Below are 23,707 nucleotides of genomic sequence, written 5' to 3'. Positions count from 1 at the left end.
ACCCTCATCGACGGTCGAACACCACCTACCTTAGCCGAAGACCGACCCGAACACATCCACGCGGCATTCACCGCTGCGACTTGTCGAAGCTACACCACATCTGTCAAGATATCTTGACATCGGTCATTCGTTCAGTTTGTGTCGAGGGCGGGCCGAATACGTACGCTGCCAGGATGGCGGAGACAGAGCTGGACCCCAGAGATAACCCGGAGTACGTCACGCTATCGGCTGCTTCGAAAGAGTGTGGCGTCAGGGTTCAGGTCTTGCAGGAACTGGTGTCTTCGCGCGCATTGATACACGGTGTAGTGCGTAGTCGACGCGGTCATGCGTACCTTCACCGTGACAGCGTGCCGTCATGGACACAGGTGGAGCAGCTGGTGTTGAAGCTTTACACCGCGCAGCTCGACCGGGTCGACCGCACAATGCGCGTCGTCGAGACGGAGGTCGAAGCTCTTCGTCTCGACCTCACCGAGGCTCAGGAAAATCCTGACGCGCCCCTAGGGGACGATCTGCGTGGTGCGTCGATTTACGCGTACGACCGTCAGACGTCCAAGACTCTCTACGGGGCATTGACCAAACTGCAAACAGACGTTATCGAGCTCGAAGGTCTCAAACGCCACCTCGACGACATCAGACGTGTGGTTTAACTTTCCGAGATGGGAGGTGGGTTGAGACTAAGGCCCCCACCCACTTCCCACCTCGTGGAAGGTGGGTTGACGCCTTGAAAGACACCACCCACCTCCCAGGCGTTGCCTTATCTCCGGTGATCTGAGATCAGCAGAATTACGACAAGGACTACCACGAGTAGTTCCATCTCTTACCCCCTTATCCCAGTCGTATTCGGATACCACTCCGAGCGACGTGAGACAGTTCGGCCGGGGGTCAGAAATCGACCAACGCCGAGTTGAACTGTAGCGGCGTTCTGCGCCTGACGTCAGCTTTTCGACGCCGGTCATGGAATGGCGCACCGCACAGTCCTAGTTCTGCTTGTGCGAGCCGTTCTTCGGCTGCAGTGAAATCGGTGGTGTAGGCCAAGTGTCGCCGGTCGTAGATGTAGGAACGGACAGATGTGGAGACACGGACACGGCCGCCACATCGCTGTCGGCAATGACGAAGAGCGAGACGCCCTGGGATCCGCCGACATCTTGACCTGGCTGCACAAAGGAGGGAGCGAGGGCGATCCGATCAAGACCCCGCCGTACATCGCTACGTTTCTCGTACTCGGCCTGACACATATCCTCGGCGCGGAACGTTCCGACCACCTCGACCTGACCCATCCGTCACCGCCTCGGGTCAAGGAAGCAGGTGCGACTTGGATGGTGGGATTACGACAAGTATGCGTTCACTCGATCGTACAATTTCTTCGTGTCAGACTCGAACTCCCTTCTAAATTGTTTATTGTTGTCAAACAAGCCAATCTTTTCAGGGCGGGGGCTGACCGCCGGTTTAGTTCGTATGTCGTCGGCCGCAATCACCTCGAAATGGCAGTTTGGAAACTGTTTTCGGTACTTTTCCGCTAGGATAACTTTATCGCCATCGAGTATTTCGACAATTTTTTTGTATCCCATCGACTCAAGAAGCTCGATCAAGATTCCCATTTTTTCGGCACCCCCCGAACCCCAACCAAAAAACGAACCTGCCATCTGGTCACCCAGTACTTCGTCGATTTTCTTGAAGAAGACGACGTCTTCTTGGCCTTCAGTCAAAATCACGTTGTCCTCAAGAAAGAAGACTTCCACGGCATCGAGGCCCAATGTGTGTGGGTTAAAGAGATCGTTTTTCAGCTTGCTCAACCGTTTAACGACGTTGGGGTCCGCTTCGCGTAGCCGAACACCATCTTTTCCGTCCTTGAAGGAGCGGATTATCTTTGCGCCGTTGGCAAGGTCGCCCCAGTCGATAAAGTAGGGGGAATGCGTCGAGTAGATAACTTGATGATCGCAGGCGAACTGGCTGATCACTTCCCTTAATCTTCGCTGCAATTGTGGATGTAGCGATAGTTCTGGCTCGTCGATCACGACCAGGGAATCATCTTTGGCGTCGTATATTCCATCGAGAATGGAGATTAAACTAACGATTCCCTCTCCTAAACCTTCGCTGGTGTGACTTTGACCGTTCTGCCAGAGAAAATTCAGATAGTATTGTCCGGAGTCTTCCAGATCAATCGTCCAGGTGGGTGTTGGGTGTACCACTTGGGCAAGTAGTTTGTTGAACTCTCGCTTGGAATCAACATCGTCGTTGATTTTAAACAGCCGGCTAGCGAATTGACTATCCAGAAGCTGCGACCTTAGGGGTGGGATTCCGTATTGCGAGGAAAAGAATTCGCGCTCAATAGGAGTGGTTTTGTTGAAAAATGCATTAAATCCTCGGCGGGATGGAACCACTAAAAGGTCAAGTTCTGAAATTTCCTCAGTTTTCCAGAAAGTCTGACTCCCACCTGGTTCGATAGACGCTAACTCTTTCGTATTGTCATCCGCATCAGTAATACTCATTTGCACTTTATCGCCGAACTGGGCATTCCGCTTGCCTGACGAGAAGGATGATGTCGCGTGTTGCGCGAGCGCTCGCATCGCTTCGATCAAAGTTGACTTGCCGCTATTATTCGCGCCGACGATTATCGTCAGTCCGCTCCCTGGTGCGCCATCGGGGAGCGCAAGGTCGATCTTCTGCAGTTCGTCAAACCCGCGTAGCCCACCTACCTGAATAGAGCGAAATTTAGTCACCTATTTACCTCCTCGTGATACGACGGCCAGCACTAATCGATCCTGCGAGATTGAAACCTTCAGTCTCCCAGACCGACAACCGTCCGAGCTGAGTGTAAGGCTCCTAATAAGGCCCGGGTCGACATGTCCCCGGTGATAGACCCGCGGATTTTGCGGGCGCGCGGGGACGTGCGGTGCCTCAGTAATGACCGTTGTCGGGACAGTCGACGGTGAGACACCGACCGCCATTGGCGCAGAAAACTGCGTTGTTCGGCCGCAAGGTAGTCCTAGCAGGACAGTCAGGGGTGTGGTTTGGTCCAGGTCAGGGCGTATCGCCACAGGGGCAGTTGTGTCCAGATCATCCCGGGGAGAATCGTTTTCGCAGTGGAGCGGACCTGTGTGTATGTGTGTCGAGGAGGCCATACCGTCGGCGCGGTGTGCTCCCACACGCCGTATCGCCGCGAGTAGAAGTGGTGTTGTGCGAGCCCGAGGATGGAATGCAGGAGGTCTGTGGGCCTTGATGACTTGGCGACTCCCACCACGATCAAGACGCCACCCGGCGAGGTGAGCTCGGCAAGTCGTTGCAGAGCCTGATTCGTATCGGGTAGGTGGTGGACGGTCGCGATCGAGGCGACAACGTCGAACGTTGTCTCGGCGAACGGGAAGGTCATGACGTCGCCGTGCACCCATTTCACGCGTGGCTCCTCGGTGCGGGCACGTTCGAGGACGGTGTGATCGAGGTCGATGGCGGTGACCGCAGGGATCACGTTGGAAAGTTCGGCGGCAAGGAGGCCGTCGCCGGTCCCGACGTCGAGGGCTGTGCGCGCTCCCTGGGGCACTGCGTCGAGCACTCGGCGGTGATAGTGGATGTTGTGATTCCACCGTCGCACAGGGTCGGTCATCTTTTCACCGTGCCCACCGAACCGGCCAGGTGCAACAGATGGACGGAGTACCCCGCTGCGAACACGTCGAATACTGGCGAAAGGCGCGTCTTCGCGTTCGCATTGCAATGCCCCGAAAACGAACGTTACTGAGACGGCCGCAGATGAGACACCGGTCGAAATCGGGGTGTAGCCGGCCACGCATCGGCCGTAGCCGTCCGAAGGCTGCTCGGTAGGTGTCCTGCCGCCGAATCGACTGTCAGTTTCAGAAGTGGGCGTCATAATTTCCTGGGGTTTTACCTCCGATTGCAGTCGTCTTCTGACATTCTGACTGCAGAAGTGGACTGCACAATCGGTCGATCACACAGGCCTGGCGTTCGGAGGCTGCGATGGACGCGGACAAGTTCGACGTCGCAGAGACTGGTGTGCTGACCGCGTCGGCCGAGCAGTGGGAGCAGGCACGGTCACGGTTCGCAGTGCTCAGCGAACTAGCGGATCGATCCTCGATCGGCACCGCAGTGGTCGAGGATGCAGCACAGCAGTTGGGGGTCTCGCCCCGGCGTGTGTACGTGCTGTTGTCCAAGCTCCGGAATGGGGGAGGGTCGGTCACAGATCTGTTGGTCTCCGCTCCTGCAGGCGGGCGCGGCCGTTCCCGCGTGCCGGCCGAGGTGGAAGAAGTGATCGCCGAGCACATCAACCGCGAGTTTCTGGCTCGCCAGAAGCTCAGTGTCGCCGCACTGCATCGACATATCGCGCTGGCCTGTCACCGTGCGGGACTCCCTATTCCAGCCCGCAACACAGTCGCCGCGCGGATCGCAGCAATGCACCCGGGCCGCGTCGCACGGTCACGTGGCGGACCGGATGCCGCTCGATCGCGGCAATCCGCTGGCGATGTCCCGCCGCCGGTGACGGCGGTTCTCCAGCAAGTCCAGATCGATCACACCGTGGTCGATCTGATGATCGTCGACGAATACGACCGGGTGCCGATCGGACGTCCTTATCTCACGATTGCTATCGATGTCTTCAGCCGCTGCGTGCCGGGCTTCGTGGTCACACTCGACTCGCCGTCCGCAGTGTCGGTCGGGTTGTGTCTGGGCCGGGTGTGCTCGGACAAAAGCGTATGGATCGACGCTCTGGGGCTCGGCGCGGATGTGCGGTGGCCGATGGCCGGAAAGCCGCGCGCCTTGTACGTCGACAACGCCGCCGAGTTCAAAAGTGAAGCGCTACGGCGGGGTTGCGAGCAACACGGTATCGACCTCGGCTACCGCCCACCCGGCAGGCCGCAATACGGCGGGATTGTCGAACGCATCATCGGCACCGTCATGACCCAGGTTCACGAGCTCCCTGGCACCACGTTCTCGAATCCAACGCAGCGGGGCAGCTACGACTCGGAGGGCGCGGCAGCTCTGACGTTACGAGAACTGGAACGCTGGCTGATTTTGGCGATCGCGGCCTATCACGCGGACGTGCACACCGGCCTGAGCCGGAGCCCGGCTGCGCAGTGGACCAGCAGCACCGACGCCGATACCGCTCTGGCGAGCTCGACAGTGGTGGATGAGACCGCATTCTTAGTGGACTTCCTCCCCGTCATCCGGCGCCGACTGACCCGGACAGGGTTCGTCATCGACCACATCCAGTACTTCTCGAACGCGCTGAAACCATGGATCGCCAGGCGGGAGAAGTTGGGTCAGTTCGTTATCCGGCGTGATCCACGTGATCTGAGCAGGGTGTGGGTCCTGGACCCCGACAGCGGCGGCGGGTACGTCGAGGTGCCATACCGGACGATGTCACATCCGGCCGTGACAGCGTGGGAACACCGGGCAGCGGTGGTGCGCCTTCGAGAACAAGGCCGAGCAAGTATCGACGAACACGCTCTGTTCGCGATGATCGAGCAGATGCGTCAGATAGCCACGTCCGCACAGAGGGACACCAAGCGGGCCCGCCGTAATCGCACTCGCCGTTCTCATCTGAGCAGCATCACCACACCACCGGACACGCAGAGCCCGCCCGAGCTCGGCCCAGGCACCGACGACGTGCCGGTTCCGATCTTCGACGACATCGAAGAGTGGTGAATGGATGAACCACGACCCCCGAAACGCTCCCGCCGGCGACGATGACGACCGTAGTTGCGAAGACATCGACGTCGTTCGTGCGGACCTCACCCACCTGCGAAGTTCGGTCAGATCGATTGCGGTTCTTCCTGCCGCGCAACGCATCAGGCATATTCGTACTGAACGGTGGATCGGGTATCCGCGTGCACGGTCGGTGATCGAGGATCTTGAGACGTTGCTGGTGTGGCCGGATCGGCAACGAATGCCGAACGTGCTTCTGATCGGACCGACGAACAACGGCAAGTCGATGATCATCGAGAAGTTCCGGCGTGCGCACCCTGCTGTCAGCTTGCCCGATCGCGAGCAGATACCGGTGTTGTGTATGCAGATGCCTCCAGACCCAGCACCCGCACGGTTCTACCTGGCGATGCTTGCTGCACTCGGAACGCCGATCCGCCCGCGGAGCCGAGTCCACGAACTCGAACGGCAAGCAATCTTGCTGCTGCGAGCGACCGGGGTTCGGATGCTGATCATCGACGAGCTCCACAATGTTCTCGCCGGCCGCGACAACGTGCGCCGAGAATTCCTGAACCTGTTGCGGTTTCTAGGCAACGAACTGCGGATTCCTCTTGTCGGAGTGGGCACCCGAGAGGCGTACCTCGCGATCCGTAGTGACGCACAGTTGGAGAACCGTTTTCACCCCATGACGCTGCCGATCTGGACCAACGACATCGACACCTGCTCCCTGCTGGCGAGCTTCACCGCCAGCTTCCCGTTGCGTGCGCCCTCGCACCTGACGTCGGCGGAGATGACCGATTACCTCCTCACCCGGTGTGAGGGCACCATCGGCGAACTGGCCACGCTGTTGACCGCGGCCGCAGTGACCGCAATAGAGGCTGGCGAGGAAGCGATCACCTCGCAGGTGCTGACGCAGACTGCCTACTCCGGGCCCACCGAACGCCGTCGCCACTTCGAACGGCATCTGGCATGACATCAGCCGATGCCTCGCCAGCGCCTACAGCGTTCGACCACAGTGGGCATCCGCGGTGGCCGCTGCACCCGCAACCATTACCTGGTGAGACTCTGATGTCGTGGCTTGCCCGGACTAGCAGACTGTATTCGTTGATCGGTACAGCGGATCTTCTCGACGGGCTCGGTGTCGACACTTCGGGCGTGGACCTCGACCGCTACACACCCGAACCGGTGCTATCCGCGCTTGCCCAGAGGAGCACCTGCACAGCGGAACGGCTGCGTGAGATGACGTTGGCGGGTTGTACGCCCTGGCTGCTCGACAGCACCGACCCCGGCGGATGCGACTTCGACACCTACGTCCATCAGTTCTCTGTCCTACTACCGGCGGGTCTGGCAAGGTCAGATCGACGTCGACGCGCACCGCCCGCCGGCACGTGGCTTCCCTGGGTGAGCAAGCTCGATACGCGGGCATGCCCCTTGTGTATCGACGACCTCGACACAGACGCCGACATCGCGGTCATGATGGCTCATCAGTACCCGATGCTGACCAGCTGCACGAAACACCTCTGCCGGCTCGAATTCTGTGCTGTCATACCCGGCCGACTGGTCTTTTGGGACAGGACACCGCCAGGCTCGGACGAACACGCACCACCGATACCCGTACCGGCAGTCGTCGCAGAAATCGACAGACGCACCGCCGCCGCGTTGACGTGCGGGTCGGTCGAGCTCGGCGGAGGCCGTGTTCATGCCGGAGTGTGGTTCAGGCTGCTGCGTACCGTCGTCGACGAGGTATCGACACCGCTGGTCCGCACCGGATGGTGGGCGAAGCCACTGAGCGCGATCTGGAAGTCCACCGGCCATTCTCGCCCGCTGCGGACATCGTGGGTTCCGTTCGAGCAACTGCGGTGGGACGAGCAAGCGAAGGTTTTGTTTGCAGCCGCGACCGCGATCAATGCGGTCGAGAACGATGAGATAGCCGCGAGCGGTGCTGATGCCTGCTTGCTGCGGCCGCGACGGTACGAGCCGGTCGATCCGGGGGCCGCTCCGACGAGGTCTCGCAGTCCGGTACCCGCCCGCAGCGCTTGGGACGGTGTGATTGCGGCGATCGATGCCGCTGTCGCCGCCGCCCGCGTCGACAGCGATGCCGCCCGATCTTTGTTCGGATTCGCTCGAACGGGGTGCCGCACCGAAGATGACGTCGATGAGCTGGCCTATGCCTTCGTCGAGCTCGGTATTCGACTGGACTGGGACTGAAGCGCGCTAGATCGCAATCGCCACACGTTTCTCTGCGCTTTCAGGCGGAATTCGATCGCACCCTGTAGTCACCCACGGTTTGTGTGCGGTGACCCACGAGAATTTTCCTTCCCGCACCATCTTCGATGAATCGCCAGGTGAGCGTGTTTTGAATCCGAAAACTGTGTCGGAGTTGCCCGATACAGTTCTGCCCATGACAGAACGCCAGCTCACCGGCGGCTCGGCCGCGATTCCAGCTGTCTTGCCGGGCGGTACTGCGGCGGTGTTTCCGGATTTGCCGCCCGAGGTTGCGGCTCGGATCGAGCGATCGATGGCCGCGTCACGCTCCGCGGGGACCCGCCGCGCCTACACCTCGGCGTGGCGACGCTTCGAGACCTGGTGTGCCGTCGCCGGGCACCACGCGTTGCCGGCGCACCCTGCGACGGTGGCTGCCTATCTCGTTGGAGCGGCCGACACACTCACAGTCGAGGGAACGCGGGCATATGCACCGTCGACGTTCGGTAAATGGGTCGCCGCGATCGCCGATAGTCACCGCGCTACTGGCCACGACAACCCGTGCGGCCACGAGATGGTGCGTGCCACCGTTGCCGGTATCCGACGGGATTACGCGTCGGCGGGGGAGCGACCCCGCAATCCGCGTGCGCCTCTGTTGACTTCCGACATCACCACGATCGTCGACCACGCGCGTCGCAGTTCGATCGGGTGGGCGTCGGAGGTCCTCGAACGGCGTGACACCGCGCTGCTGCTGATGGGCTACACCGGCGCGTTTCGGCGGGGTGAACTCGTCGCTCTCGAATGCCGCGATGTCCGCCGCGACCGTCTCGACGGCGCGCACGTACGTATCCGCAAATCGAAGACAGACCAGGACGGTGCCGGAGCAGTGAAGGCATTACCGTTCACCGGCCGCCACGAATCCTGCCCGGTCTGTGCATGGGTGCGATGGCTGCAGATCGTCGCCGCGTTCGACACCGGCGGCAGAGTCGCCGTCATCCGACTGCTCTCTCGCGCAACAGAATTCGACTCTCACGTCTGCCGGGGAACTCTACCTACGGCCGACAGACGATCGCCAGTGTTTCGATCTGTTCGTAAGAACGGAAACATCTCCGATACGCCGCTGTCCGGAGCTGCGGTACATGCGGCGATCCGTCGACGAGCTACTCGAGCTGGATACGACCCCGACACCGTCGCCCAACTCGGCGGGCACTCGCTGCGTGCAGGATTCGTCACGCAAGCCTTTCGCAACGGTGCCGATGCACACACGATCATGCGCCAGACCGGGCACACCATACCCGCAATGGTCGAAACATATGCCCGCGAGCACGCACCTCTGGTCGGCAACGCCGTCACCGAACTCGGTCTATGACCGGGCGCGTGACTGCATCTGTGAGCGGTGACGGGGCGACCGAGGCAGATGCTGACCACGATGACCGCGCCGGTTCGATACGGCCAGCGGATATCGCGAACGCGGCGGTGCCGAAGCGTGATCGGCACACGTGGTCTCTGTTCGAGGACTGGTGCACCGCCCATGACGAACCACCACTGGCGGCCTCTCCGGAGTCACTTGCTCGGTTCCTCCACGCGCACCCCGCCGCGCCGACGACCCAACGCCGCCGGATCGCGGTGATCGACGCCGCCCATTCCCGGCACCTGTTACCCCCTCCGGGTCGCGCGGAGGCTGTCCGGGCTGCACTGGATGGGGCCCGCACGTCGCGCCTGCACGAGCTGGCGGTCGTGATCGGCGGCATCATCGCGCGTCTCCCCGAATCCGGTTGGCCGTCAGCACTGTTCGCGCGGCGAGATGCCCTTGTCCTGATCTTCGCTTCGACCGGTCTGCCGTACACCCAGATCGCGGCCCTACGGCACTGCGACGTCACCGCCGATCCGAGGATCGACGCCCTTCGTATCGACACAGGCCGCGGCGTTCATATCCTCACCTCCCTCGCACTGACGGGGACGGGTATCTCGCCGCGGATGGTGTACCAACGCTGGTTGGAGGTGCTCGGCCATCACACGCGGTATCCGAGCACCCGAATGCTCGCCGACGCTCTCGATGCCGTTAGCGGCACCGGAATCGGAGGATACGACCGGTACGTCGATTCGACCGATCGACAGCCGCTGTCGACTCCTATCGACCGGTGGGGCCACACCCCGTTGACTGCGACCCCGCTCACGTCCCGTGCGGTCGCCGGCATCGTGCGAATGCACCTGGACGGACGTGCGCCCACCCACCTGCAGCCCACTGCGCGGTCACAACAGCCGGAGCAGAGCACGGCACCGGATCCAGTACCGCGGGTCCTACTCGACCCCGGCTACTACGAACGCGGAACGCTTGCGCGTAGACACGCCCACGGTCTTCTCGACGACGTGGACTCCGTCCTCGCCGATGTCGAAACCCGCGCGGACAGCCTGTTGGAAGCACTCGTCGACTTTCTCGAATCGGAGACCGCACGCGTACCGGCCGACACCGTCGAGTGACAAGTGGTTGGTACTCGGGTTTGCACACACTCTTCTTCTCGCGGCAGGGAGGCGGTGACGTCTCCGACATCTCCGAGATGAAGATCGACCAGGCCGCGAACGAACGAGGCATCGATCTGACCCCGTCTGTGTGGTCTACGTCGAATCCGCGTCGTCCGAGAGTGGCGGGTTTCGGAAATCTTTCGGAGAGCGTCCGGTCCAGCGTTTGAAGGCGTGAGAGAAGTTGGCGAGGTCGCTGTATCCGAGTTCAGTAGCGATCTCGCTGACCGAAACCGATCGGTCGAGGAGCCGTAGCATCGCGTGCTCGTACAGCAGCGATTGGCGCACCTTGCTGTAGGTGGTTCCTTCTTCGGCAAGCCGCCGTTTCAACGTGCTGCTCGACATCGACAATGCTTGTGCAACATCACGGTTGGTTCGCTGTCCGAGGTCCTTCTCCAACAGTTGCCTCACCTTCTCCGTAGATGACATGGACCCACTTCGCTGGGCGAGTGTTCGCTGCAGATCAGCGATAGCGAGTCGATATGCGAGAGGGTCCGAGAACCGACAAGCCTTGTTGAGGGTGTCCTCGGGTACGTGGACGAAGGAAATCGGAGCGTCGAAGAATCGGCGATTCGACCCCGGACCTTCGTCGTGGCTCACCACCTCGGCCGGCTCCGGCCAGCTCAGATGGAGTGTCACCGGCGATATGTCACCGGCGAGCATGTCCAGCAGTCGTAGTAACGCCGACCCACCGTAGGTGATGACCAAGCAGTCCAGTGCGGAATCGCCTGTATGCGCAGTGAGCCCGACGATCAGACCGTAGTCGCCAGTATGGAACTGCGACTTCAACGCCGTGGAGATCAATGGCAGGTATGTCAGGAGATCGACGATCTCGGCGACCGAACCAGCACTGATCAACGGTGAACTCAGAGGCCCGAACGATGTCAACTGGGCCTGCTCGGCAAACGCAAATCCGAGTCGAGTGGCCTGGGCGATATCGAGTTCGGGGTAGACCTCCCGAAACCACCGTATCGGTGCCTGAACGTCATGCTGAATGAGCGTCGCTTCACTGGTTCCTTCGCGGTGCATGATCGCACGAAGCCGCGCGGCGGCGTCCGGGTCGAGTGCGCGGCGTTCGAGCAACTGCACGAACGCAAGCGGCGGCACACCCTCATCGCTCAGCTTCACGGTGACCCCTTTGACCCGAATTCACAAGTTTATGACTCCACCGAACATAGCCGTCACCCGCGTTCGCGACGACACTTTCCTCAATCACGCCGGAAACGAGGAGTTGACATGGCAGCTGTAACTTTCGTCGCCCACGATGGTGAGAAGCACGAGGCGGCTCTGGTCGAAGGTCGATCGCTGATGCAGATTGCAACCGACAATGCTGTGCCGGGGATCGATGGAGACTGTGGAGGGGAAACGGCCTGTGGCACCTGCCATGTGATCGTCGACCCGCAGTGGTCAACAGAGGTGGGTCTGTCCGGCGCCGACGAGGAGGAGATGCTGGCGATGAACCCCGAGCGTGAACCCACTTCTCGGTTGTCGTGCCAGATGGTGGCCTCGGAAGCGTGGGATGGCCTGATCGTTCGAACACCCGAATTCCAACTGTGATGTGCGAAAGGCAGGCACGACAGCATGAAAGTTTCTGAGTCGATCACCGACAAGGTCCAGTCGACCATCCCGATAGGCCTGCAGATCCAGGGCGCTCATCTCTACGACAAGACCCGACGATGGGTGACTGGAACGAATGGCAAGAAGATCTTCGTCGAAAGTCCCATCCCACCGGTCGAGGATGTCGAGCTCGCCGACATCGACCTCAGTAACCCCTTTCTCTACAGACAGGGGCGGTGGCAGTCGTACTTCGAGCGCGTGCGTAACGAGGCCCCGGTTCACTACCAACCCAACAGTCCGTTCGGCCCGTTCTGGTCGGTCACGCGCCACGCCGATATCGTGGCCGTCGACAAGAACCACGCTGTGTTCTCGGCCGAACCGTTCATCGTCATCGGCGTCCCGCCCCGGTTTCTCGATATCGAGATGTTCATCGCGATGGACCCACCACGCCACGACAAGCAGCGCGCTGCCGTCCAGGGGGTCGTCGCACCGAAGAACCTCCGGGAGATGGAGGGACTGATCCGATCGCGCGTACGGGAGGTACTGGACGACCTCCCCTTGGACGAGCCGTTCGACTGGGTGCAGAATGTCTCGATCGAGTTGACAGCTCGGATGCTCGCAACTCTTCTGGATTTCCCCTACGAGCAGCGCCGCAAACTCGTGTACTGGTCTGATCTGGCGACCTCGATGGAGCAAGCCAACGGTGGGCCCTCGGACAACGACGAGGTGTTCGAGGGCATGCGTGACATGGCCCGTGGTCTCAGCGCTCTCTGGCATGACAAGGCAGCCAGGAGGTCTGCAGGGGAAGAGTCCGGTTTCGATCTGATCACCATGTTGCAGAGCAACGAGGACACCAAGGATCTGATCGATCGTCCGATGGAATTTCTGGGCAACCTCGTACTGCTGATCGTCGGTGGCAACGACACGACGCGAAACTCGATGAGCGGTGGCGTTCTTGCGTTGAATCAATTCCCCGACCAGTTCGAGAAATTGAAGGCCAATCCCGATTTGATCCCCAACATGAATTCGGAAATCATCCGATGGCAAACACCCTTGGCGTACATGCGCCGAATCGCCAAAGCCGACACCGTTCTGAACGGACAGTTCATCCGCAAGGGCGACAAACTGGTGATGTGGTACGCCTCGGGTAACCGCGACGAACGCGTTTTCGAGAATCCTGATGATTTCATCATCGATCGCGCCAATGCGCGCAATCACATCGCGTTCGGATTCGGTGTACACCGGTGTATGGGCAATCGACTGGCCGAAATGCAGCTGCGGATTCTGTGGGAGGAGTTGCTTCCCCGCTTCGAGAACATCGAGGTTGTCGGCGACCCCGAGTACGTTCAGTCGAATTTCGTCCGGGGCATCAGCAAGATGATGGTGCGCCTGACGCCTACTTCCAGCGCATGACATCGCAACGGGCGATCATCGTCGGCGCAAGCCATGCTGGGGCACAACTGGCAGCAAGTTTGCGCCAAGAAGGTTGGACAGGCGACATCGTCCTCATCGGTAACGAGTCTGCCACTCCCTATCAACGCCCCCCGCTGTCGAAGGCATACCTGGCGGGCAAATGCGTACTCGACGACATCGCCATTCGCAGCACGGACTTCTACTCCAAGCAAGGTATTCAGCTCTTGAACGCGCAGGTGGAGGCCATCGCTCGATCGGACGGCAACGTCGTTCTCGACACCGGGGAGAAGCTGGCCTACGACAAGCTCGCGCTGTGCACGGGAGCCCGCCCTCGTCGGCTCACCGTTCCCGGGGCCGATCTCCACGGGGTGTACTACCTGCGCACCGCAGCGGACGTCGAGAGGATCCGTATGGCCACCGGCCCTGGTCGGCGGGTGGTGATCGTCGGAGGCGGCTATATCGGACTCGAGACAGCGGCATCGCTGCGCGCACTGGGCGTACAGGTCACAGTCCTCGAGGCAACTGCGCGTGTCCTCGAGCGGGTCACTGCTCCCGAGGTATCGACGTTCTTCGAGCGGATACATCGCGAGCAGGGTGTCGACATCAGAACGAACGCCATGGTCGAAGGCCTGTCCGGTGACCGTGAGGTTCGTGAAGTCAGCTTGGCCAGCGGAGAATCGATCCCCGCAGATCTGGTCATCGTCGGTGTCGGCGTCGAGCCGAACACCGACCTCGCCGCCGATGCGGGTCTTGCCATCGACAACGGCATCGTGATCGACGATCACACTCGGACCAGCGACCCCGACATCATGGCGGCGGGGGACTGCGCGAGCCACGACATGGCCCGTTACGGCCGTCGACTACGGTTGGAGTCCGTCTCGAGCGCAGGAGAGCAGGCCAAAGTCGCTGCCTCGACCGTCTGCGGGAAGTCCAGGAAAATCGAAGCGTTGCCGTGGTTCTGGTCAGATCAGTATCACTTCAAGCTGCAGATCGCCGGCCTCAACACCGGATACGACGAAGTGGTTCTCAGCGGTGACCCCACCCGCGACAGTGACTTCAGTTGCTTCTATCTCCAGGCCGGTGAGCTCATTGCCGCCGACTGCATAGGTCGCCCGCGCGAGTTCATGTACAGCAAACGGGTGATCGCCCAGCGACTCCCCGTCCAACGCGAAGACCTGATGCTCGGCGGACTCGCGCGCAACTGACCGATCCTTCGGTCGTTGTGCACACAACAGCAACCGGTTTGCTCACAGAAGGAAACATCAGCGATGACCTTGACAGACCGCCCGCCCGGGGCACATACGAAGCAGCCACCACACGCGTACCTGGGAGCAACTGACTTCCTCGACATCGAGCACGAATCCGTGCGGGAGTTCACCGCCGCGGCAATCGGGGATGCGAGCAGCGACCGTGACAAGGCCAAACGCCTCTTCGCCGCCGTCCGCGACAAGATCTGGTACGACCCGTACACCGTGTCGGACGATCCGGCCCACTACCGAGCGAGCTTCGTCCTCGAGACCGGGCGCGCATACTGCGTCCCGAAAGCGGTGCTCTTGACCGCAGTATGCCGGGCGGCGGGTATCCCGGCACTGCTCGGCTTCGCCGACGTCCGAAATCACCTGCAGACCGAGGCGTTGCGCGCGCTGATGGGCGGCACCGACCTGTTCGTCTACCACGGCTACAGTCGCCTCTACATCGAGGGCCGGTGGTTGAAGGCCACGCCGGCATTCAATGTCGAGTTGTGCGCTCGTTTCGGCGTGCCGCCCGTGGAATTCGACGGCGATCGCGATGCTCTCATGCATGCCTTCACCGCAGACGGAGCTCAGCACATGGAGTATGTCCGCGAGCGAGGAGTCTTCGACGACCTACCCTTGGACGCGATCTTGACGGTGCTCCGGCACGCCTACGGCCCCACGATCTTCACGGGCGCTCACCCACTCGATGATGTGTTCACCGGCCGCACCCGATCACCGCACCCGGCCGTACGAAACTCCGGGGATCGAAACCCGCCGCGGGAGTCTCGATGAACCCAAGCGGGGAGAAAATACACCCTGAACCCCGTATCGCGGCCGACTGCCGATCGATCGGAGCCCTCTCCGCGACAACCGCCGGTCGTGAACACTCGGACTACCTCGGACACCTTCGAATTGGGTGAGCCGATACCTGCTGGCAGAGCTGTGCCACATGACTCTCTCGTCGGCGTGGCCGTGTTCTGGCCGACACCGGAAGTAACCCGAACAGACGAGACCCGCTCTTCCGCTCCGGTTGTGGCTGCGCGCGATCAACGACCGATCCGAACGCCTCCCCAGGGCCGAGACGCCGCGCGATACCCATATCCCTCTTCCGTGTGCGCAGCCGCTACCGCGAGAGCGGGCCGAACGGCGTATCCCGATGTCGCATATCTATGCAAGGAGCGCAGCATGATGAACAACGCACCTCACACCCCCGCCAGGACGGTGGCGATCACCGGTGGAGCTCGCGGCATCGGCTATCAGACAGCGAAGGAGTTGATTCGACGAGGCCACCGGGTCGCCATCGGCGACATCGACGAGGCACGTGCGAAGGAGGCCGCCGCCGAACTCGGAGTGAAGATCGTCACCCGACTCGACGTCACCGAACCTGACTCGTTCACAACGTTTCTGGACCTGGTCGAACGTGAACTCGGACCCCTCGACATCCTGATCAACAACGCGGGCATCATGCCTACCGGCCACGCCCACGAAGAGGACGATGCAGTAACCCGGCGGCAAGTCGAGATCAACGTCCTGGGTGTCATCTTCGGGACCAAACTGGCTCTTCAGCGAATGCTGCCGCGCCGCACCGGACACATCATCAACACTGCGTCATTGGCCGGCGAGCTCGCGGTACCTGGCTTGGCGACCTACTGCGCTACCAAGTTCGCAGTCATCGGATTCACAGAGGCCGCACGACTGGAGTACCGCAAGTCAGGGGTTCGACTGTCCACAGTCCGGCCGACGTTCACCAACACCGAACTCGTCGCCGGAACCGCCGGCGCAAAGGGATTACGCAACGCCGAGCCGGAGGAGATCGCCCGCGCGACAGCAGATCTGATCGAGAATCCACGCCCCTTCGTCCGCGTCACCCGTCTCGCAGGCGCAATGGTCGCGGCGGTGAAATTCGTCCCCCGGCGGTTGGCGACCGGACTGGGTGCGGCCCTGAACACAGACTCGGTGTTCCTCGCGGACGTGGACATGGATGCTCGCCGAACGTATCTCGACAGAATCCAGAACAGCTGAGTGTGCCGACACGCACGCTCGACCACCCACCCGAAAGGCAGTCACAGTGACCCACACGACTCTGATCGAGAACTATCCCCACCGGATGGGAGGGCACTGCGGGTCAGGTGCAATGCGAGACCTTCTCCATTGGCACGGTCTGGGATGGGACGGACCACCCGACGAGGGGTTGGTGTTCGCACTGGGTGGTGATCTCGGTTTGTCCTACCTGCGATCGGACGACCTGGTCCCACCGATGTACTTGGTCGGCCGCGGCGCCGACTTCGAGATCGACTTGCCGCGCAGGCTCGGCGGACAAGTCGAGGTTCTCACGACCGACGATCCCGGTGAGGGATGGTCATGGGTTCGCGACGACATCGATGCGGGACGACCCAGTCTGGTCTGGGCCGATATCGCTGAGCTGCCCTACTTACGGGTGAAACTGCAGATGAGTCGCCACGACATCGTGGTGATCGGCTACGACGAGATCGGGGGGACTGCCTCGGTCGTCGACAACGATCGGGCCGACGTGCAGGAGATCCCGCTCGATGCGCTGGCTCGGGCGCGATCTTCCACCTCGTTCCCACAACCGACACGTCACTGCACGTACCGAATCGCATGGCCGCAGACACTGCCGCCCGTGTCGACTGCCGCGGCTGCGGCCTTTGCCCGATCCGCCGCCAGCATGCGCTCCCCATCGACACCGGGAATAGCCGACCGCGTACCAGCGGCCGGTGCCGAAGGATTGGCCGCGGTCGACCAGCTGGCAACCGACGTGAGGAGCTGGGTCGACCTTCCGCCCGATGACCTCGAGACGCTGCTGTTCAGTCTCGGTGTCTTCATCGAAAAGGCCGGAACCGGCGGCGGGCTCTTTCGTCGGCTTCTCGCCGACGGCTGTACCGAAATTGCACGTCTGACCGGTGATCCCGCTACCGCAGACCTCGCGGCGGCCGCCGATCACTGCGCCCAGGCCTGGACCGAAACTGCCCGCGCCGGAACACAACGCGGTCTCGATGCACGAACACGCGCAGCTGCGGTGGCCGTGTCGGCTGCCAGACTGCCTGCACTCGAGCTGATCCTGGCGGAGTCCCTGGAGTCTGCTTCACGCTCGCTGTCCGCCATCACGAGATGATGCCCACCGTCGTTCGATGGCGCGCGAAGACGCGACAGACTCGGCACAGTTTTTCTCACGACAGAGAGGTCCGACCATGAAGAGAATTCCGGACGAGGTCAGCGGGTCGGCCGGCCCCACTATCGAGAACTGGGCGCGCTCGTTCTGGGGCACGACTTCCGAGTCGCCTGATTTACCGCCCCACCACCCCGACTGTCTTGGTTGTGGGCCGGAGAACCCGCACGGCCACGCCCTGTCGGTCCAGCGTGACGAGAACGGCGTGGTGGCTCACCATGTGTTCGATCAGCGTCACGTCGGGGCACCCGGGATAGCACACGGCGGCGCGGTGGCGACCGTTCTCGACGATCTGTTCGGCTTCCTGCTCTACACAGTGGGTGAGCTCGCAGTGACGCGGCGTCTCGAGCTCGACTATCTAGCGCCGGTTCTGCTCGGCACTCCCTACGTGTTGCGTGCTGCCGTTCGGTCTCGTGATGGGCGCAAACTGGATCTCACGGCCACGATGGACGATGCGCAGGGCCGCTCGGTCGCCACCGCTACTGCCCTGTTCGTGGTGGTCGAGGTCGAACACTTCATGCAGTCCCAAGCCCGAGCTCAACTCCGGGCCACAGACACGAATCACACCGAAGAATAGACACCCTGGCCGACCTCATCGACGTCCATCACCCGCGGTGGCTGTCGTTCGGCTGCGTCTACCTGGCGCAACGACGGCGAGCACGAGTGCCCCAGCGGCGGTCAGGGCCGCCAACGCCAGTGTCGCCTGACCACTTCCATGTACGAATGCGGCTTTGGCGAACTCTGCCAGCGGCTGGCCAGCTGGTCCTGCGCGGTCGGCGACCTGCAATGCGGCGGCCAGCGAATCGGCCACCGGACCACGGGCTGGCTCGGGTAGCTGGGGCAGAGCCGGCTGGATGTGCTGAACGTAACCGGCCGCGAGCACGCTACCGGCTACCGCAATCCCAATCGCGGCACCGATTTCGCGAGCCGCGTCGTTGACCGCGGCAGCCACCCCGTGCTTGGCCTCTGGAGTGTCCGAGACGATGGCGAAAGTCGCAGGAGCGGTAGACAACCCCAAACCCGCGCTCATGATGAGCAGGGGCCACAGCAGGTCAGGGTAAGTCGCCGCGACGGTCAGTCTGCTCACCATCACCAGTCCCGCCGCGATGGTGAGCAGACCTACAGTGGTCATCACCCGCAGCCCAACAATGTTCGACAGCCAGGGTGCAATCACCGAGATCACGATGAGCGGCACGACCATAGGGGTCAACGCCAACGCGGCGGTGAGCGGTCCATAACCAAGAATCAACTGCAGATACTGCACCAACAGCAAGAACACCCCGAAGGTCACCAAAAATTGGATACAGACAGACAGCGCGCCGGCACCGAAACCACGGCGGGCGAACAACCGGACATCGAGTAGCGGTGCCGAGGAACGTAGTTCTACGACGACGAACACCACAACTGCGAACAAGCCCACCGCAGTGCTGATGGCGACGAGCGAATCCGACCAGCCACGGGCCGGAACCTCGATCACAGCGAAGACGATCGCCCCGACTGCCACAACTACGGTCACAGCGCCCACCCAATCGACCGGTGGATGCTCCTGCTGGCGGGACTCCGCGATACTGCATGCCAACCCGGCCAGAACCGCTCCGGCGACGGTCAACCCGACGAACACCGAGGTCCACGACCACTGCTCGAGCAGCACTCCAGCCCCGAGGATGCCCAGGACCGCCCCGGATCCAGCAACCCCGGCCCACACCCCTACAGCGCGACCGCGATGCGCCGGTGGAAATCCCGCGGTCAGTATCGACAGCGTCGAGGGCATGACCAGCGCCGCACCCGCCCCAGCCAACGCGCGAGCAGCGATCAGCCACGCCGGGTCAGCAAGAAACAAGGGCAATGCCGACGCGAAAGCGAACAACGCCAACCCCGCCACGAGCACCCCCCGGCGACCGTAACGATCACCGATCGCACCGGCAGGCAGAACGAAGCACGCCAATACCAACGTATAACCGTCGACTATCCAGGTCAGTTGAGCTTGCGTCGCCCCTGTCGCGACCGCGATCTGTGGCAACGCTGAATACAATGCCGCCATTGCGGCCACCACCAACGCGACCGCCATGCACGACACAATCAACATCCACCACTGGGCACCGCTCCATCGAGCGACGCCGACAGAGTCGGATCCACGTTCGTTCAACGGCCAGCCTCCCAGTTCGAGACTGATCGTCTCGGTACGAGACTATTAGTATCATAACTCTGCGGGTGTGACAGAATGATCAAGCGAGGAGATATTCTGTCAGTCAAATGGAGCGGAGCCCGTTCATGGTCGACCCTCCCGTTGCAACCGAGGGCCCGGCCGACCCCCGGCTGGCGCGCTCACGTAACCGGTTACTCGAAGCTGCCGGTCAGCTGCTGTCCACCGGCGGTGTCGAGGCGGTCACCGTGGAGGCGGTCACCCGCATGTCGAAGGTTGCACGTGCCACGCTGTACCGACACTTCGGAAGTACCACCGACCTGCTCGCGGCAACCTTCGAGCGACTACTACCCCCAGTCGACACCGATATCGATACCGGTCCGCTACGCGAACGTCTGATTTCGTTGCTCACCACCCAAGCCGACCTCATCGACCAAGCTCCGGTGCAGATGACCACGCTGGCGTGGCTGGCAATGGGACCCGTCAACAGCGGCGACGCCAGTCGGCGCGATCTCGATCCTGGCGCGGTGGTCTCACTTCGGGCACGTGTCATAGAGCAATACCGCAAGTCCCTGGATCAGATCCTGACGACCCCTGACGCCCGCGCTGTGCTCGGCGAGCTCGACACCACCTTCGCCCTCATTCAGCTCCTCGGACCGATAGTGTTCGCTCGCCTTACAGGACTGCGTCACATCCACACCGACGACTGCATCCGCATCGTCGACAACTTTCTCGCCGCCCATGCCACAAGTGTCGGATCGAGCACTTCCCGCGACAACAGCCTTCCGTGGCCGGCCACGACGCCAGACCCGCAGTTCAACGAAGGCCAGTAAGGCTTGATGGGAAACCACACCATCACTGCGCTAACCAGTCAGGGATCGCGGCGCTCATCGGATGCAACCTAACGTGGGCATAAAGAACTCAGAGTTGCAGGAGACTTCTGAAATCGTGCAGCCGACTTCTGAAACTGACATCGACAGCGTGCGTTATCAAACTGTGATGTGTCTCAGAAACCCGTCTCACCTTGCCGGGTGACCGCTGGAGGGTGTCAGACGTTTCTGGGACAGTCATCGCTTGTGAGCGCCGTATTCGGGTATCTGAGGGTAAGTGGCACCGATCAGGTGCTGGATTTGCAGAGGGACGCTCTGGCGGCCGCCGGGTGTTCGAGGGTCTGGGAGGAAGTAGCGAGCGGTGCGAAGAAGGACCGTCCCGAGCTGCTGGACGTACTAGGTCATCTTCGCGCCGGCGATACTCTCGTCGTGTGGCGCTTGGACAGGCTCGGGCGATCGTTGAGCCATCTGATCGAGACGGTCGAAGACCTCCAAGCGCGCGGGGTGGCGTTCAAATCGCTCACCGAGACGATCGATACCTCATCGCCCGGCGGGATGCTGATCTTCCAAATTTTCGGTGCACTAGCGCAATTCGAAAGAGCGATTATCCAGGAGCGGACGGTCGCCGGTCTTGCTGCAGCGCGGGCGCGAGGGAGGGTTGGTGGGCAACCCAAGGCGATCGACGCGGCGAAGGCGCGTCACATTCGGCAGATGATCGAGGCTGGGACCCCGAAGAGTGAAATCGCGGCAGTTCTGGGGATCGGTCGCGCGACGCTGTACCGGCATCTCTCGGCCCCGTAGCCATGAGGAGCTGCCCCATGACGACAGATGTTGTGCACGCACAAGCCCGGCATGCCGAGACTTGCACAGACGTGTCGTTATTTCCGGATGATGCGGGTCTCCGCACTGACGGTTTTCGCATGGGCAAGGTCGCCAAGCCGTTCCGCGACTGTCGATTCCGCGAGCCCAGGCGGCAGAGCGGCGGAGAACTTCAGGCCGGTCACGGCATTACGGTTTACCTCCGGTGGACGCCACTCCGGTGACGCCAGCGCATTCGAAACCTCGGCCACCGTAACGCCGGGCAGCAGTCGGAGCGATTGCTCGTCGAACCTTTGCCGGGGGTCCACCAGACCGGGCAGGGACGCCTGCAGACTTCGATTGGCTGCCGTCCCCGCCCAGGTCCACCAGCGTCCCGCGCTCTCGGACGGCAGTGCCAACACCAACCGGTCGGCGTCCACCGCGTCGGCATACGATGTCCGCAGGTCCATCAACACGTTTACCGATCGTCGAGTCAACGTCACGCCCCCGGGGTCGGAACCCAACAGCACCGTGCGCATTCCGCGCGCGATCTCGAACGACACACCGCCACCGAGCCCCGACCATTTCGCCCGGCCGCCCGAGTCGACCGGTTCCACGAAGCATCGCCGACGCTGCCAGTCGATGTGCGTCACTTTCCAGGATCGTCCGCCGAGTAGCAGTACCCGTGGACCCTCGACCTCCTCAATTAGTAGGTCTGTGCCGACCGTTCCGACCTCGGCTTGTCCGGCGAGCACGAGAAATTCGGGGGGCGCACTGAACACCGCCGTCAGGTCGGAGAAGTAGCGCCGGCCGAACCGGCGTTCCGCCTCGGGCCCGATGTGTAGAAAGTCGCCGTCCCGCTCGAAATACCCTTCAGCGCAGAAGAATTCGAGTATATCTGGTGCCGTCTCGTCGAATACGGGCAGAGTACCCCACCACTCCCGCCAGCGATTCACCCCGATCCGATGCTCCTGCAGACACAGCGCCATCAGCTGCTGTGCCGCGATATGCCGCGGGGAGGGCGGCGGCGTGACCGGCTCCACCCATCCGCGCGACCAGCACTCCAGCATCCCCAACGCCGACAGCACCGCGTCCTCGTCGACGCACAGGAACAGGCAGTTCCGCAGGGTCCCGGAGCGCCGGCCGGTTCGTCCGAGCCGTTGGAGGAACGACGCGACGGTGCGCGGTGCACCGATCTGGATGACCCGGTCCAGATCGCCGACGTCGATGCCCAACTCAAGGGTGGAGGTCGCGACGATCACCGTGTCGCGCGAATCTGCGAATGCTTCCTCGGAACGACGTCGCTCGGCGGCCGACAGCGAGGAGTGAGACAGAAAGGTCTGCACGCCCCGCTCACGCAGCGCGGACCCGAGTTCCTCGGCGCGGCGACGGCTGTCGACGAACACCAGACGTTTCTCACCCTGATGTAATGCCGCGATGACGGTGGCGGCGTTGTCGAGCGAGCCGACGTGGTCGACGGTGATGTCGGGCGCGATCGCCGCAACGGGCGCAGACGGGGCCACGACCGATCGCGTACGTTCGATGAAGCTGCCCTGCAGCCACCCCAGCAACTCCTCAGGATTGCCGACGGTGGCGGACAAACCGATGCGTTGCACCTCGCGACCTGCCACTCGGGACAGCCGTTCCAGCACGGCCAGCAGATGCCAGCCACGGTCGTCCCCGGCAAAGGCGTGGATTTCGTCGACAACCACGGCGCGGAGACCGGAGAACAACACGCGCGAATCGACTTTAGTGGAGACAAGCATCGCCTCGAGCGACTCGGGTGTGGTCAGCAGAACGTCCGGCCGATCCAGCAGTATCCGTTTCCGCGCGGACTGCCCCACGTCGCCGTGCCACACGGCGGACGAGCGGCCAAGCCACTGACAGTATTGGTGCAACCGCGGCTGCAGGTTGTTCAGCAGAGCCCGGAGCGGACACACGTACAGCACCGACACGCCCTGCCACTCTTCGGTGGCCATCACCGACAACAACGGGAAGATCGCAGCCTCCGTCTTGCCACCGGCAGTCGGCGCGATCACCAGCGTGTCGTCGCCGTCGAGAATCGGTCCGACAGACTGCGCCTGTGTGGGGCGCAGACCATCCCAGCGAAGGGTATTCGCCAGGTGATACTGCACGCCGGGGTGCAGGCGCGAGAACGCGTCGTCCTGCACTT

The 23,707-nt window shown here is 62.1% G+C and carries 20 protein-coding genes; 15 read left to right on the top strand and 5 right to left on the bottom strand.

What is annotated here, in order from left to right; translation table 11 throughout:
• The first annotated feature begins 173 nt into the window (after positions 1-173).
• The gene (locus HQ354_RS17430; protein WP_222635276.1) at positions 174-647 is read left to right on the top strand and encodes a hypothetical protein; all 474 of its coding nucleotides are present in this window, start codon (positions 174-176) and stop codon (positions 645-647) included.
• Positions 648-1,325: 678 nt separating this feature from the next.
• Here the strand turns inward: HQ354_RS17430 and HQ354_RS17425 are convergent.
• Together HQ354_RS17425 and HQ354_RS17420 are read right to left on the bottom strand one after the other, a co-directional pair.
• Entirely contained in the window at positions 1,326-2,720 is a 1,395-nt protein-coding gene (locus tag HQ354_RS17425; RefSeq protein WP_222635277.1) for an ATP-dependent endonuclease, read from the bottom strand.
• 278 nt (positions 2,721-2,998) lie between these two features.
• A complete protein-coding gene (locus HQ354_RS17420; protein ID WP_222635278.1) occupies positions 2,999-3,601 on the bottom strand; it encodes a bifunctional 2-polyprenyl-6-hydroxyphenol methylase/3-demethylubiquinol 3-O-methyltransferase UbiG in 603 nt (200 codons plus the stop codon).
• Between the two features lie 368 nt (positions 3,602-3,969).
• Here HQ354_RS17420 and HQ354_RS17415 point away from each other — a divergent pair, with 368 nt between their 5' ends.
• The 5 genes from HQ354_RS17415 (at position 3,970) to HQ354_RS17395 (ending at position 10,332) form a co-directional block, all read left to right on the top strand.
• Positions 3,970-5,652 carry a Mu transposase C-terminal domain-containing protein gene (locus HQ354_RS17415; protein ID WP_073513088.1) on the top strand — a complete coding sequence of 561 codons (1,683 nt, stop codon included), beginning with the start codon at positions 3,970-3,972 and terminating at the stop codon, positions 5,650-5,652.
• A 64-nt stretch (positions 5,653-5,716) separates the two neighbouring features.
• Positions 5,717-6,622, top strand: coding sequence for a TniB family NTP-binding protein (locus HQ354_RS17410; RefSeq protein ID WP_374107346.1), 906 nt, complete (start codon positions 5,717-5,719; stop codon positions 6,620-6,622).
• Positions 6,619-7,857, top strand: a complete 1,239-nt coding sequence (locus HQ354_RS17405; protein ID WP_261768873.1) for a TniQ family protein — start codon at positions 6,619-6,621, stop codon at positions 7,855-7,857. Before HQ354_RS17410 ends, HQ354_RS17405 begins: the two co-directional genes overlap by 4 nt.
• 193 nt (positions 7,858-8,050) lie before the next feature.
• Positions 8,051-9,220, top strand: coding sequence for a site-specific integrase (locus tag HQ354_RS17400; RefSeq protein ID WP_094721994.1), 1,170 nt, complete (start codon positions 8,051-8,053; stop codon positions 9,218-9,220).
• Between the two features lie 8 nt (positions 9,221-9,228).
• On the top strand, positions 9,229-10,332 hold the full coding sequence (locus HQ354_RS17395) for a recombinase (RefSeq protein ID WP_308115220.1): 1,104 nt from the start codon (positions 9,229-9,231) through the stop codon (positions 10,330-10,332).
• A gap of 135 nt (positions 10,333-10,467) precedes the next feature.
• Here HQ354_RS17395 and HQ354_RS17390 read toward each other — a convergent pair whose 3' ends face one another.
• Positions 10,468-11,499: an AraC family transcriptional regulator gene (locus HQ354_RS17390; protein ID WP_222635280.1), complete on the bottom strand. Its 1,032-nt coding sequence runs from the start codon at positions 11,497-11,499 to the stop codon at positions 10,468-10,470.
• Positions 11,500-11,607: 108 nt separating this feature from the next.
• Here HQ354_RS17390 and HQ354_RS17385 point away from each other — a divergent pair, with 108 nt between their 5' ends.
• The 7 genes from HQ354_RS17385 to HQ354_RS17355 all read left to right on the top strand — a co-directional run bounded on the left by HQ354_RS17385 (position 11,608) and on the right by HQ354_RS17355 (position 18,340).
• Positions 11,608-11,928 (top strand): 2Fe-2S iron-sulfur cluster-binding protein, encoded by a 321-nt coding sequence (locus HQ354_RS17385; RefSeq protein ID WP_054827572.1) that lies wholly within the window; start codon positions 11,608-11,610, stop codon positions 11,926-11,928.
• Positions 11,929-11,952: 24 nt separating this feature from the next.
• A complete protein-coding gene (locus tag HQ354_RS17380; protein WP_094721995.1) occupies positions 11,953-13,341 on the top strand; it encodes a cytochrome P450 in 1,389 nt (462 codons plus the stop codon).
• Positions 13,338-14,546, top strand: a complete 1,209-nt coding sequence (locus tag HQ354_RS17375; protein WP_094721996.1) for an NAD(P)/FAD-dependent oxidoreductase — start codon at positions 13,338-13,340, stop codon at positions 14,544-14,546. The genes HQ354_RS17380 and HQ354_RS17375 overlap by 4 nt, the downstream gene beginning before the upstream one ends.
• 63 nt (positions 14,547-14,609) lie before the next feature.
• Positions 14,610-15,368, top strand: a complete 759-nt coding sequence (locus HQ354_RS17370) for a transglutaminase family protein (RefSeq protein WP_255123010.1) — start codon at positions 14,610-14,612, stop codon at positions 15,366-15,368.
• 393 nt (positions 15,369-15,761) lie between these two features.
• Positions 15,762-16,598 (top strand): SDR family oxidoreductase, encoded by an 837-nt coding sequence (locus tag HQ354_RS17365; protein WP_094721997.1) that lies wholly within the window; start codon positions 15,762-15,764, stop codon positions 16,596-16,598.
• A gap of 46 nt (positions 16,599-16,644) precedes the next feature.
• On the top strand, positions 16,645-17,709 hold the full coding sequence (locus tag HQ354_RS17360) for a BtrH N-terminal domain-containing protein (protein WP_094721998.1): 1,065 nt from the start codon (positions 16,645-16,647) through the stop codon (positions 17,707-17,709).
• Between the two features lie 76 nt (positions 17,710-17,785).
• On the top strand, positions 17,786-18,340 hold the full coding sequence (locus HQ354_RS17355) for a PaaI family thioesterase (protein ID WP_222635281.1): 555 nt from the start codon (positions 17,786-17,788) through the stop codon (positions 18,338-18,340).
• A 15-nt stretch (positions 18,341-18,355) separates the two neighbouring features.
• Here the strand turns inward: HQ354_RS17355 and HQ354_RS17350 are convergent, their stop codons facing one another.
• The gene (locus tag HQ354_RS17350; RefSeq protein ID WP_094722004.1) at positions 18,356-19,849 is read right to left on the bottom strand and encodes an MFS transporter; all 1,494 of its coding nucleotides are present in this window, start codon (positions 19,847-19,849) and stop codon (positions 18,356-18,358) included.
• Between the two features lie 185 nt (positions 19,850-20,034).
• Here HQ354_RS17350 and HQ354_RS17345 point away from each other — a divergent pair, with 185 nt between their 5' ends.
• Both HQ354_RS17345 and HQ354_RS17340 read left to right on the top strand, forming a co-directional pair.
• Positions 20,035-20,739: a TetR/AcrR family transcriptional regulator gene (locus HQ354_RS17345; protein ID WP_222635282.1), complete on the top strand. Its 705-nt coding sequence runs from the start codon at positions 20,035-20,037 to the stop codon at positions 20,737-20,739.
• A 243-nt stretch (positions 20,740-20,982) separates the two neighbouring features.
• On the top strand, positions 20,983-21,537 hold the full coding sequence (locus HQ354_RS17340) for a recombinase family protein (protein ID WP_222635283.1): 555 nt from the start codon (positions 20,983-20,985) through the stop codon (positions 21,535-21,537).
• Between the two features lie 77 nt (positions 21,538-21,614).
• On the opposite strand, the gene HQ354_RS17335 is transcribed toward HQ354_RS17340, so the two are convergent.
• Positions 21,615-23,705 carry a DEAD/DEAH box helicase gene (locus tag HQ354_RS17335; RefSeq protein WP_222635327.1) on the bottom strand — a complete coding sequence of 697 codons (2,091 nt, stop codon included), beginning with the start codon at positions 23,703-23,705 and terminating at the stop codon, positions 21,615-21,617.
• Between the last annotated feature and the right edge of the window lie 2 nt (positions 23,706-23,707).

Source organism: Rhodococcus sp. BP-261 (genome assembly GCF_019835205.1).
Taxonomy (GTDB): Bacteria; Actinomycetota; Actinomycetes; order Mycobacteriales; family Mycobacteriaceae; genus Rhodococcoides; species Rhodococcoides kyotonensis_B.
Note: the sequence above shows the minus strand (reverse complement) of the source record. Positions and strands in the feature narration are given on the sequence as shown.

Coding starts and splice junctions, on each gene's coding strand:
- HQ354_RS17430 (WP_222635276.1), top strand. CDS start 174: ATGGCGGAGACAGAGCTGGACCCCAGAGATAACCCGGAGTACGTCACG.
- HQ354_RS17380 (WP_094721995.1), top strand. CDS start 11,953: ATGAAAGTTTCTGAGTCGATCACCGACAAGGTCCAGTCGACCATCCCG.
- HQ354_RS17405 (WP_261768873.1), top strand. CDS start 6,619: ATGACATCAGCCGATGCCTCGCCAGCGCCTACAGCGTTCGACCACAGT.
- HQ354_RS17370 (WP_255123010.1), top strand. CDS start 14,610: ATGACCTTGACAGACCGCCCGCCCGGGGCACATACGAAGCAGCCACCA.
- HQ354_RS17375 (WP_094721996.1), top strand. CDS start 13,338: ATGACATCGCAACGGGCGATCATCGTCGGCGCAAGCCATGCTGGGGCA.
- HQ354_RS17365 (WP_094721997.1), top strand. CDS start 15,762: ATGATGAACAACGCACCTCACACCCCCGCCAGGACGGTGGCGATCACC.
- HQ354_RS17385 (WP_054827572.1), top strand. CDS start 11,608: ATGGCAGCTGTAACTTTCGTCGCCCACGATGGTGAGAAGCACGAGGCG.
- HQ354_RS17355 (WP_222635281.1), top strand. CDS start 17,786: ATGAAGAGAATTCCGGACGAGGTCAGCGGGTCGGCCGGCCCCACTATC.
- HQ354_RS17350 (WP_094722004.1), bottom strand. CDS start 19,849: ATGTTGATTGTGTCGTGCATGGCGGTCGCGTTGGTGGTGGCCGCAATG.
- HQ354_RS17415 (WP_073513088.1), top strand. CDS start 3,970: ATGGACGCGGACAAGTTCGACGTCGCAGAGACTGGTGTGCTGACCGCG.
- HQ354_RS17420 (WP_222635278.1), bottom strand. CDS start 3,601: ATGACCGACCCTGTGCGACGGTGGAATCACAACATCCACTATCACCGC.
- HQ354_RS17400 (WP_094721994.1), top strand. CDS start 8,051: ATGACAGAACGCCAGCTCACCGGCGGCTCGGCCGCGATTCCAGCTGTC.
- HQ354_RS17345 (WP_222635282.1), top strand. CDS start 20,035: ATGGTCGACCCTCCCGTTGCAACCGAGGGCCCGGCCGACCCCCGGCTG.